The sequence below is a fragment of the Mycobacterium sp. genome, assembly GCF_040509115.1.
Taxonomy (GTDB): Bacteria; Actinomycetota; Actinomycetes; order Mycobacteriales; family Mycobacteriaceae; genus Mycobacterium.
In genome coordinates this window covers 1-11008 of sequence record NZ_JBEVLO010000399.1, presented here as the reverse complement: position 1 = coordinate 11008, position 11008 = coordinate 1, and the positions used below count along the sequence as shown (strand labels likewise).

At 68.0% G+C, this 11008-nt stretch carries 10 protein-coding genes; 9 read left to right on the top strand and 1 reads right to left on the bottom strand.

Translation table 11 applies throughout. The annotated features are described in order from the left end of the window. The 9 genes from ABW137_RS27590 to ABW137_RS27550 all read left to right on the top strand — a co-directional run. Positions 1-1317, top strand: a 1317-nt coding sequence (locus tag ABW137_RS27590) for an FtsK/SpoIIIE domain-containing protein (RefSeq protein WP_526404704.1), incomplete at its 5' end; no start/stop codon positions are given. After that, complete coding sequence (gene eccCb, locus ABW137_RS27585) at positions 1314-3092, top strand: type VII secretion protein EccCb (RefSeq protein WP_526404702.1); 1779 nt, start codon at positions 1314-1316, stop codon at positions 3090-3092. The genes ABW137_RS27590 and eccCb, both read left to right, overlap by 4 nt. A 147-nt stretch (positions 3093-3239) precedes the next feature. Beyond that, positions 3240-3536 carry a PE domain-containing protein gene (locus ABW137_RS27580; RefSeq protein WP_526404700.1) on the top strand — a complete coding sequence of 99 codons (297 nt, stop codon included), beginning with the start codon at positions 3240-3242 and terminating at the stop codon, positions 3534-3536. A 46-nt stretch (positions 3537-3582) separates the two neighbouring features. Next, a complete protein-coding gene (locus ABW137_RS27575) occupies positions 3583-4878 on the top strand; it encodes a PPE family protein (RefSeq protein WP_526404698.1) in 1296 nt (431 codons plus the stop codon). A gap of 89 nt (positions 4879-4967) precedes the next feature. Then, the gene (locus ABW137_RS27570; protein ID WP_526404696.1) at positions 4968-5270 is read left to right on the top strand and encodes a WXG100 family type VII secretion target; all 303 of its coding nucleotides are present in this window, start codon (positions 4968-4970) and stop codon (positions 5268-5270) included. Between the two features lie 30 nt (positions 5271-5300). After that, positions 5301-5588, top strand: a complete 288-nt coding sequence (locus tag ABW137_RS27565) for a WXG100 family type VII secretion target (RefSeq protein ID WP_526404694.1) — start codon at positions 5301-5303, stop codon at positions 5586-5588. A gap of 101 nt (positions 5589-5689) precedes the next feature. Continuing rightward, entirely contained in the window at positions 5690-7114 is a 1425-nt protein-coding gene (locus tag ABW137_RS27560; RefSeq protein ID WP_526404692.1) for a MinD/ParA family ATP-binding protein, read from the top strand. Next, entirely contained in the window at positions 7111-8640 is a 1530-nt protein-coding gene (gene eccD, locus ABW137_RS27555) for a type VII secretion integral membrane protein EccD (protein ID WP_526404690.1), read from the top strand. The genes ABW137_RS27560 and eccD overlap by 4 nt, the downstream gene beginning before the upstream one ends. A gap of 10 nt (positions 8641-8650) precedes the next feature. After that, a complete protein-coding gene (locus ABW137_RS27550; RefSeq protein WP_526404688.1) occupies positions 8651-9403 on the top strand; it encodes a hypothetical protein in 753 nt (250 codons plus the stop codon). Between the two features lie 47 nt (positions 9404-9450). Here the strand turns inward: ABW137_RS27550 and ABW137_RS27545 are convergent. Then, the coding region (locus tag ABW137_RS27545) for an EspK C-terminal domain-containing protein (protein WP_526404686.1) at positions 9451-11008 on the bottom strand (1558 nt) is incomplete at its 5' end.

The window sequence follows — 11008 nt, the reverse complement described above, 5'->3', positions numbered from 1 at the left end:
GGCCCGCACACCGCCGACGCCATGCCCACCGGGCCGTACGTCGTCGTGGTGGACCTGACCGGTGGCCGGGCGAACCTCCCGATCGACGGCAGAGCCGGAGTCACCGTGCTGACGCTCGGCAACCACAAGGCGTCCGCCTACAAGATGCAGGTGGAGGCCGACGGTACGGCAAAGGACAAGCTGCCCAACCAGTCCTTCCGACTGGTGACCAGCGCGTCGGACCGGATGACGTCGTCGGCGGCCGGCCGCATCGCACGCAAGCTGGCGGGGTGGTCCATCACCGGGACCATCATCGACAAGAGCGTCCGGGTGCAGAAGAAGGTGGCCACCGAGTGGCACCAGATCGTCGGGGCGCAGACCATCGAAGAGGTGACGCCCAACCGATGGCGCATGTTCAGCGACACCGACCGGGACCGGCTCAAGGTGCCCTTCGGGCACGAGCTGAAGACCGGCGACATCATGTACCTCGACATCAAGGAGGGCGCCGAGTTCGGCGCGGGTCCGCACGGCATGCTCATCGGCACGACGGGCTCGGGCAAGTCCGAATTCCTTCGCACGCTGATACTTTCGCTGGCAGCGACCCACCACCCCGATCAGGTGAACCTGCTGCTGACCGACTTCAAGGGCGGGTCGACGTTCCTCGGTATGGAGAAGCTGCCGCACACCGCGGCGGTGGTGACCAACATGGAGGAGGAAGCCGAGCTGGTCAGCCGCATGGGCGAGGTGCTCTCCGGTGAACTCGACCGGCGGCAGTCGATCCTGCGCCAGGCCGGAATCCAGGTCGGGGCGGCCGGCGCGCTGTCCGGGGTGGCCGAATACGAGAAACACCGCGAGCGCGGAGCAGACCTGGCGCCGCTGCCCACGCTGTTCGTCGTGGTCGACGAGTTCGCCGAACTGTTGCAGAACCACCCGGACTTCATCGCGCTGTTCGACCGCATCTGCCGCGTCGGCCGGTCGCTGCGGGTGCACTTGCTGCTGGCCACGCAGTCGCTGAACACCGGCGGCGTGCGGATCGACAAGCTCGAGCCCAACCTGACGTACCGGATCGCCTTGCGCACGACGAGCTCGGCCGAGTCCAAGGCGGTCATCGGAACGCCTGAGGCGCAATACATCACCAACAAGGAGAGCGGCGTGGGGTTCCTGCGCGTCGGGATGGAGGACCCGGTGAAGTTCCACAGCGTGTACACCGGAACCAACTACGTACCCACCGAAGTCGACGACGACCAGGGTGAGGTGGCGCCCAGGCACGCCGCGCAGAGCACCACGCAGATCCACGCGTTCACGGCGGCGCCGATCGCCGAGGCGGTGCCATCATGAGCATCGAGTCCGAACAGCGCGTGCTGCGCGAAGTGGTCCTCGGTCAGCTGACCACCGGCGAGACCCGCGCGTATCGAATGTGGTTGCCGCCGTTGATGGATCCGGTGCCGGTCAACGAGCTAGTGGAACGCGATCGACGTCAGCCGTTGCGGTTCGGACTCGGCATCATGGACGAGCCGCGCCGGCATCGCCAGGAAGTCTGGGGCATCGACGTCTCGGCAGCCGGCGGCAACATCGCCATCGGTGGGGCACCGCAGACCGGGAAGTCGATGTTCCTGCAGACGCTGGTGCTGTCGGCAGCCGCCACGCACACGCCGCGTCAGGTCCAGTTCTACTGCGTGGACATGGGCGGCGGAGGTCTGATGTACCTCGAAGACCTGCCGCACGTCGGCGGTGTGGCGACGCGCTCGGAGCCCGACCGGGTCAATCGGGTGGTCGCTGAGATGAAAGCCGTTCTGCGCCAACGTGAGGCGACGTTCAAGCAATACCGCGTCGGCTCGATCGCCGCGTACCGGCAGATGCGCGACGACCCGAGTCATCCCGCGTCGGCCGACCCGTTCGGCGACGTGTTCCTGGTGATCGACGGCTGGCCGGCGTTCGTCGCCGAATTCCCCGACCTCGAGCCCGTCGTGCAGGATCTGGCAGGCCAGGGCTTGGCGTACGGGGTGCACACGGTGATCTCGACGCCGCGCTGGACGGAACTGAAGTCGCGGGTCCGCGACTACTTGGGCACCAAGGTGGAGTTCCGGCTCGGCGACGTCAACGAGACGCAGGTCGACCGCATCACCCGCGAGATCCCCGTCAACCGGCCCGGCCGGGCGGTCTCCATGGAGAAGCACCACCTGATGATGGGCGTGCCGAGACTGGACGGCGTGCACAGCGCGGGTGACATCGTGCCCGCCATCACCGCGGCGGTGGACCACATCGCCTCGCTGCACACCGACTCCGCGCCGAAGGTCCGCGTGCTGCCGGAACGCATCTACCTGCACGAGCTCGACCCCAACCCGCCGGGGCCCGACAGCGACTACCGCACGCGGTGGACCGTGCCGTTCGGCATCCGAGAGTCGGATCTGTCGGTGGCCTACAGCCCGATGCACACCTCACCGCACCTGCTGATCTTCGGAGCGCCCAAGTCGGGCAAGACGCGCATCGCGCACGCGGTGGCCTCGGCGATCTGCGCGCGCAACAGCCCGCAGCAGGTGCGCTTCATGCTGGCCGACTACCGGTCCGGTCTGCTCGACGCCGTCCCGCAGAGCCACCTGCTGGACGCGGGCGCGGTCAACCGGAACACCGCGACGCTGGAGGAGGCCATCAAGGCGCTGGCTATCAACCTGAAGAAGCGGTTGCCGACGCCGGATCTGACCACCGCGCAGCTGCGGGCGCGGTCGTGGTGGTCCGGGCCGGACGTCGTCTTGCTGGTCGACGACTGGCACATGATCGTCGCGGCGAGCGGGATGGTGACACCGATGGCGCCGCTGGCGCCGTTGCTGCCGGCGGCGGCCGACATCGGCCTGCACATCGTCGTCACGTGTCAGATGAGCCAGGCACATCGCGCGACGATGGACAAGTTCGTCGGCGCGGCGTTCGGTGCCGGTTCGCCCACGTTGTTCCTCTCCGGCGAGAAGACCGAGTTCCCCTCGAGCGAGATCAAGCTGAAACGGCGGCCACCTGGCCAGGCGTTTCTCGTCTCGCCCGATGGCAAGGAAGTCATCCAAGCGGCCTACGTCGACCCCCCCGAAGAAGAAGTGTTCGCAGCACCCCCGACGGGCCGGTAATATTCTTGGAAGTCATTCAGCAACGCGGCTGGCAACTCGCCAGCAAAGGAATCGGGGAACGGTTCCACGGGGGAGCAAGCAACCGCTCCGAAAGAGTCCATGACTCTGTGTGCAGTGATTTCAGAATAGATCGAGGAGTTAGCGCAAATGCAGCCACTGGAGCACAACCCGGGTGCGGTCGGAGTCGGATCGCAGGTCGTCGCAAACGGTGCGCGCGGCCTGGCAACCGGTACGGCAGCGGGAGCCGAGGGCAGTGCCCTCGTACCTGCGGGTGCCGAAGAGGTGTCGGTGCAGGCGTCCATCGCCTTCGCGACCGAGGCCGTGCAGGCCATGGCCTTGAACACCTTCGCTCAACAGGAACTGGCGCGCGCGGGCGCGGCGTACATCGAGGCGGCCGGTGTCTACACCACCGTCGACGGTTCTGCCGCCACCACTCTTTCGTAAAGCCGATCTAACGAGACCACCACACGAGAGCTGAGTCCAGCAAACCATGTCCGCCGTGCCCGCAATGTTGGCGATGTTCTACGGAGCGTTGCCACCAGAGGTCAACACGGCGCGGCTGATGGCTGGCGCCGGCGCCGAGCCGATGCTCCAGGCGGCGGCCAGCTGGGAGCTTCTCGCGGTCTCGCTGGAGACGCAGGCCGAGGAGTTGGCGGGCAGCCTCGCGGCGCTCTCCGGCAGCTGGCAGGGCGCGGGCAGCGAACGCGCGGTGCAAGCGACCACGCCGATGGTCGTGTGGTTGCGCACGACGGCGCTGCAGGCTCAAAAGCGGGCGATGCAGGCCGTTGCGCAGGCAACCGCCTACACGACGGCACTCGTCACCACGCCGCCGTTGCCCGAGATCGAGATGAACCACGTCACGCACGCCACCCTGGAGGCGACGAACTTCCTCGGCGTGAACACCGTGCCGATCGGAGTCAACGAGACCGACTACTTCGTGCGGATGTGGAACCAGGCGGCGGGCGCGATGGAGGGGTATCAGGCGGAGACGTCGTTGAACACGATCTTCGAGCCGATTCCGCCGATGACGCCGATCGTCATGCCCGGCGTCGGGGAGAGCACGGCGGCTCTCGCCGTCGGACAGAACGCGGCGCTGTTGCCTGGCGCGGCGCTCCGCGAGGCGGCGTTCGCACACGTGAGCGCGCAGTCCACCGTCGAGTCGGTCGGTCTGCAGACCGGCCGGGCGGTCAGCCAGGCCAACATGGCCGCCACGCGGGCCGAAGGGCAGGCGCAGCGCACGGAGAACACCGCGCAGCAGGCGGGGCCGCAGGACCAGGTCGCGCAGCAGGGCGTCCAAATGGCCACCCAGATGGCATCGCAGGTCGGGTCGATGATCGGCCAGATGCCGCAGCAGGCCATGCAGCAGGTCACCCAACCGCTCCAGCAGATGACGCAGATCTTCAGCCAGGTCAGCAGTGGTTTCGGCGGCGACAACGGCATGCAGGTCGGGCTGATGGGCGCCAGTCCCATCTCGAATCACCCGCTGGCGGGCGGGTCGGGGGCCAGCACGGGTGCCGGACTGGTTCGGGCAGCGTCCCTGCCCGGCATGGGCGGCACCATGGCGCGGACTCCGCTGATGTCGAACTTGATCGGTGCCCCAGAGCCCGCGACGGCGCCCGGTGCGGCAGCGGGTGCGGGTGGCGCAGGCCTGGCGCCCGTCGGTGGCGGCTCCGGTGGCCCGATGGGCATGGCGGGGCAGAACGGAAAGAGCGGTGGGACGAGGGCCAGCCTGAAGGCGCCGGCCCCATTGCCCACCGAGTGGGACGAGGACGACGACGACTGGTAAGTCGTTGGCCGACAAGACTTCCCGGCCAGAGGGGGCTGGAAGACTCGCCATTCCTTGGTGAGGACACAGGAGAGAAAAGGTAGATAGCAATGGCAGCACTGAATACCGATGCCGCTGTCCTCGCCAAGGAGGCCAGCAACTTCGAGCGCATCTCTGGAGAGCTCAAGAGCGTCATCGCCCAGGTCGAGTCCACCGCAGGGTCGCTCGCCGGCCAGTGGACCGGCCAGGCAGGCACCGCCGCGCAAGCCGCCCTCGTCCGCTTCCACGAAGCCGCAGCCCGGCAGGTCCAAGAGCTCAACGACATCTCGGCCAACATCCACACCTCGGGCGTGCAGTACACCTCGACCGACGACGACCAGTCCGCGACGCTGTCGTCGGCGATGAACCTCTGACCACCACACCACAAGAATCGGAGATCGAACATGAGTGAACAGACTTGGAACTTCGCCGGTATCGAAGGCGGCGCAAGCGAGATCCACGGTGCCGTCGGCACCACGGCGGGTCTGCTCGACGAGGGCAAGGGCTCTCTCGCAGCCCTCGGCGCCGTCTGGGGCGGCACCGGTTCGGAGGCCTACCAGGCCGTCCAGATGCGTTGGGACACCACGTCAAACGAACTCAACTCAGCGCTGCAGAACCTGGCGCAGACCATCAGCGAGTCCGGCGCCACCATGGCTCAGACCGAAGCCGGCGTTACCGGGATGTTCGCGTAGCACTACGCGACACGAAGGTGGGCGGGTAGGCCGTAACGGGGCCCACTGTCCCGCCCACCTCGTGTGCGTCTCGGCGCACCTAAACCATGAGAGGTATCCACATGTCGGCCGACTATGACCGGCTCTTCCACTCTTCGGAGGCTGCACAGCCCGAAGAGCCAACGGCCACTGTTGATCTGGAGTCCGGCGCCGCGACCGTCTCGCCCGCCCATGCTCGCAGTGAGACGCCGTCGGGACCGATGCCCGTCGCGCCACCTGCACCACAGATCCAATCAGCTCAGGCGCCCACCCCGACGACGCCGCCGCCGCACCCCGCGGAGGTGACGTCGCAGATGCGTCCCACTCCAGCAGCACCCCAACGAGTTCAGAACGGCATGATGCGTACGCCTCAGGCGAACATGCCAACCGGTGCCCGCTTCGAGCAGCCGCGCCCGGCCGCTCCGGCACCCGCGCCGCAGGTGCGCATGCCACCCGCGCCCGCGCAGTCCCAGCAGCGCTTCGCCGACCCGCAGGCCGAAAGCCGGTCGGCATGGCCGGCCGCCGCCCAGCAGATTCCATCCCAGCCCGTGCCCACGTCCGCGGCGACGATGGGCAACCATCGTGCGATCGACGCGCTTTCGCACGTCGGGGTGCGCTCCGCGGTCAAGATGCCGTCCCAGCGCGGTTGGCGGCACTGGATCTACCTCATGACGCGGATCAACTTGGGGTTGTCTCCCGACGAGCTCTACGAGATGGACCTGCATGCACGGATCCGCCGCAATGCTCGCGATTCGTACCAGATCGGCGTCTTCGGGCTGAAGGGTGGTGTTGGCAAGACCGCCGTCACCGTGGCACTCGGCTCGGCGATGAGCAAGGTTCGCGGCGATCGCATCCTGGCCGTCGACGCGGACCCCGACGGCGGCAACCTCGCCGACCGCGCGGGCCGTCAGTCAGCGGCGACCGTCGCTGATCTGTTGTCGGACAAGGAACTGTCCCGCTACAACGACATCCGCGCGTACACCAGCATGAACGGATCGAACCTGGAGGTGTTGTCCTCCGAGGAGTACAGCGGTGCACGCCGCGAGTTCAACGACGACGACTGGAACGGCGCCGTCGGCATCGTGTCGAGGTACTACAACCTGGTTCTCGCCGACTGTGGTGCCGGGCTGTTTCAGCCCGCGTCCCGGGGAGTGCTGTCGACGGTGTCGGGTCTCGTGATCGTCGCGAGTGCGTCGATCGACGGGGCGCGTCAGGCGGCGATCACGATGGACTGGTTGCGGCAGAACGGATATCAGGATCTGCTCGGTCGGTCCTGCGTCGTGATCAACCACACCGTGCCTGGCAAGCCGAACATCGACGTCGCCGATCTGGTGCAGCAGTTCGAGCGTCACGTCGCACCGGGGCGGGTGGTCGTCTTGCCGTGGGACAAGCACATCGCTGCGGGCACGGAGATTCAGCTCAACCTGCTGGGCGCGGAATTCCGCAGGCGGATCACCGAACTCGCCGCGGCGCTGTCCGACGACTTCGACAGGCTCGAACGGCGTTGACCACCACGGCCGCCGCACCCAGCTCGCCGAGCGTCACGCCCGGCCGGCCGTCGACGACCCGGGTCACGATTCTCACCGGTCGCCGCATGACGGATCTCGTGCTGCCGGCGGCCGCCGCGGTCGAGAACTACATCGACGAGACGGTGACCGTGCTGGCCGAGTTGCTCGAAGACACCCCCGCAGACGTGCTGGCGGGCTTCGACTTCAAGGCGCAGGGGGAATGGGCGTTCGCGCGCCCCGGTGCCCCGCCGTTGAAGGCGTCGGAGTCGCTGGACGACGCCGGGGTGGTCGACGGCTCGCTGCTGACGCTGGTGTCGGTCAGCCGCACCGAGCGCTACCGCCCACTGGTCGAGGACGTGATCGACGCGATCGCGGTGCTCGACGAGTCACCCGAGTTCGATCGCACGGCGTTGAACCGCTTCGTCGGACTCGTCGTTCCGGTGGTGGCGGCGCTGGTGACCGGGGTGTCGTTGCTCAGTTGGTCGCACACCGGGCGCGGCTGGTGGTGGACGCTCGCGGTCGGCGTGCTGGGCGTCGGGCTGTTGGTCGGCAGCTTCGTGGCCAAGAACCGGTATGCCAACCTCAGTGCGTCCGAGAGCCTGCTGGTGGCCTCGCTCGCTCCACTGGCGGGGGCAGCGGCCCTCGCCGTTCCACTGCCGAATGGAGTGACGGGGCTGGGGGCGCCGAACGTCGCGGGCGCCGGTGCCATCGCCTTGCTTCTGGTGTTGGGGACGCGGGGCGGACCGCGAAAGCGCGCGGAGGTGGCGTCGTTCTTGGCGATCACTGCCGTGGCGGTGACGGCGGCAGCCGTCGCCTATGGCTACGGGTGGAGCTTCTGGGTGCCTGCAGGTGCCATCGCGTTCGGGTTGATCGTCGTCACGAATGCGGCCAAGCTGACGGTCGCCGTCGCGCGCATCGCGTTGCCGCCGATTCCGGCACCCGGCGAGGCGGTCACCAACGACGAACTGCTGGACCCGGTTTCGAGCCGCGAGAACTCCGACGAGGAGTCACCGACGTGGCAGGCCATCATCGCATCGGTGCCGGAGTCGGCTGCCCGGCTGACCGAGCGCAGCCAGTTGGCCAAGCAACTGCTGGTGGGTTTTCTGACGGCGGGTGCCCTGGTGCTCGCGACCGGATCGATCGCGGTCGTCGTTCAGGGCCACTTCTTCATCCACAGCCTGATCGTCGCGGGACTCGTCACGGCGGTGTGCGGATTCCGCTCCCGCCTCTATGCCGAACGGTGGTGCGCTTGGGCGCTTCTGGCGGCAGCCGTCGTCATCCCGACGGGCGTGATGATCAGGCTGTGTCTCTGGTTCCCGCCGAGCGCGTGGCTGGTGCTGAGCATCTACGTTGCGGGCGCCGTCGTCGCACTCATCGTCGTCGGTGCCACGCAGGGCGTGCGTCGGGTGTCGCCCGTGACCAAGCGCATACTGGAACTCCTCGACGGAGCGACCATTGCGTCGGTGATCCCACTGCTGCTGTGGATCGCAGGCGTGTACGACGCGTTGCGCAACATTCGGTTCTGAGGTGAGTTGAATGACGGAACTGAAGGTCGACGCCGAAAAGCTCAGGGAAATCGCCAATGTCATGCGGACCGCCGCGGAGGGCATTCCCGAGCCGCCGGCGGCCTACACCGCGTCAGGGGCGGATCCGATCAGTCAGGCGATCGCGGACAAGGTGCCCGGTATCGAGGGCGTCATTCAGGAATCGCTGCCGCAGGTCAAGATCGACGCCATGAACACGGCGTCGAACATGGTGACCGCGGCGGGCCAGTACTTGGACACCGACGAGCAATTGGCCGCCAACTATGAGAAGCAGCAGTTCGATGCTGCGGGCGGCACAGGGTCCGGTGTCGGCTCCGAGACTGGTACGGGCACTGTTGGCGTGCAGTCGGCGTCGTCGGCGTCGTCGGATTCGCTGGGGCAGATGAGCCAGCTGATGAGCATGCCGATGCAGGTGGCCAGCCAGGCCGCGCAGATTCCGACGCAGATGATGAGCGCGGCGGCTGCCGTCTCGCAGGGCATCATGCAGGGCGTGCAGCAGATCGGTCAGATGGCTGGCGGGTTCGGGGGTTCTGACTCGGAATCCGGGTCCGATGACCCCGCTGCAGAGCCTCAGGACGTGAAGCATCAGGAAGATGCTGCGGAGCCCGACGACCAGGGGGCGGCCGCGGGGTCGGCTTCCGAGCTCGCTCCGACGACTGGCGTGGCACCGGAAACCTCTTCTCCGGCAACGCCTCCCGTCGAGCGTCCGATTGGGCCGAGATCGACGGACCCGATCGACCTTTAGGGGTTGTCCGCCCCCCGGAGGGACGACCCGTTCCGGTCTGGTGTCGGCTAGACCGATGCGCCCGCGCTGAGGGCGTCGGACATGAGGACGCTCAGGTGCTGCCAGTACACCCAGTCGGCGATGGCCTCGCGTTGGGCGGTGCCGTCGGCGGCGGTGTGTGCCCGGAATAGCGCCAATTCCTGCGCGTGGTCGGCGTATTTGACGAAGAGCTCCATGTGGCCGATGCCGCGATCCGCGGAGGTGGTCATCAGCGGCATCGCCATCTCGAACCACATCCTGGCCGAGACGTCCTCGGGCGCATCGGTGCCGGCGGGCGCGGGCGGAAGGAGCTCGGTCAACCCGGCGTCGCTGACGGACGCAAGACGGGCTGCGGCCTCGGGAGCGATGACCTCGAGCCGGGAACGGCCCTCCATCTGACCGGTGTCGGGAATGTCGTCGGGCCGCAGGATCACCTTGGCGGCACCGGGATCGAACTTCTCGAACTGCGCCTCGGTGGCGATGATGGCGCGAAGCTTCTGGCCGTGCGCCTGCGCCCAGCCCTGGATCGCGAGGATTGGGTAGGTGACCCACTTGGCACGGTCGGCGATGGGGATGGAGTCGTCGGCGGTGGCCATCCGAACCTGTTCGGGCAGGTTGACCTTCTGCGGGATGTAGGCCAGCCCATAGCTATTCGCGACGACGATGGTGCCGTCAGCGCACAGACCCGTCACCCAGATGAAGCCGAAGTCGAGGTTTCCGACGTTGAGTGCGGCACCGATTCTGCGGGCGCGGGTGAGGGCGTCGTTGGCGTTGTTCTTCTGGCGTCGAAGCGCGCCCGCGGCGGACGCCGCTGCGATGGCGTCGCGCTCCATGCGGGCCGACGACACTGGGATCGGTGCCGGCGCGGCGCCCGCCAAGGCTCCCGCGTTGGAGGCCGACGCGGGGTTGACGCCGGGGCCGTTCTGCGATGAGGCGGCTGCCGGGTTGCTGTTCGCACCGCCTGCGCCTGCGCCCGTGCCGGGGGCCGTTGGTCCAGGGGGCGTTGGCGTCGCCGGAGGGAGCGGCATCGCGGGTGGCATGGCCGGTGCGGACGACCCGCCGAAGCCGCCGGACGTACCGCCGCCACCGCCACCGCCGCCGGAGAAGCCGCCAGGCACGCCGCCGCCTCCTCCTCCCGAGGGCCCTCCGCCGGAGGTGGTGCCAGTCGCATGGCTGACGGGAGCCTGGGGCTGAGGATCGGTGGGAGTGATTGGCGCAGAAAGTGATTGGGCAACCTGTGCCATGGCCGTCGTCGGCTGAACCGGTGCCTGGCCGAAGCCCTTCATCGCACCCTCGGCAAAGGCGCGCTGCGGGTCGGCCGCCGCGACCTGACCGTCGCCGGCACTCGCGGCCTGCGTGGTCTGGGTTGTGTCCTTGTCGCTCTTCTGGCTCGCGACGTTCTCACTCTGCTTGCCCGAGCTGGGAGACGAGGAACCCGACGAGCTCGACGAGCCTGCGGTGGAGGCACCGCTGGACGGTGCGCCGACGGAGCCGGCCGAGGCCGCTTGCGAGCTGGTCCCGGTGCTGGCGGCAGGGGCTTGCGGGGCGACGGGGGTGGATTGTGTGGGAGGTGCGGTTGCGGGGGTT

Coding starts and splice junctions, on each gene's coding strand:
- ABW137_RS27565 (WP_526404694.1), top strand. CDS start 5,301: ATGAGTGAACAGACTTGGAACTTCGCCGGTATCGAAGGCGGCGCAAGC.
- ABW137_RS27580 (WP_526404700.1), top strand. CDS start 3,240: ATGCAGCCACTGGAGCACAACCCGGGTGCGGTCGGAGTCGGATCGCAG.
- eccCb (WP_526404702.1), top strand. CDS start 1,314: ATGAGCATCGAGTCCGAACAGCGCGTGCTGCGCGAAGTGGTCCTCGGT.
- ABW137_RS27560 (WP_526404692.1), top strand. CDS start 5,690: ATGTCGGCCGACTATGACCGGCTCTTCCACTCTTCGGAGGCTGCACAG.
- ABW137_RS27550 (WP_526404688.1), top strand. CDS start 8,651: ATGACGGAACTGAAGGTCGACGCCGAAAAGCTCAGGGAAATCGCCAAT.
- ABW137_RS27570 (WP_526404696.1), top strand. CDS start 4,968: ATGGCAGCACTGAATACCGATGCCGCTGTCCTCGCCAAGGAGGCCAGC.
- ABW137_RS27575 (WP_526404698.1), top strand. CDS start 3,583: ATGTCCGCCGTGCCCGCAATGTTGGCGATGTTCTACGGAGCGTTGCCA.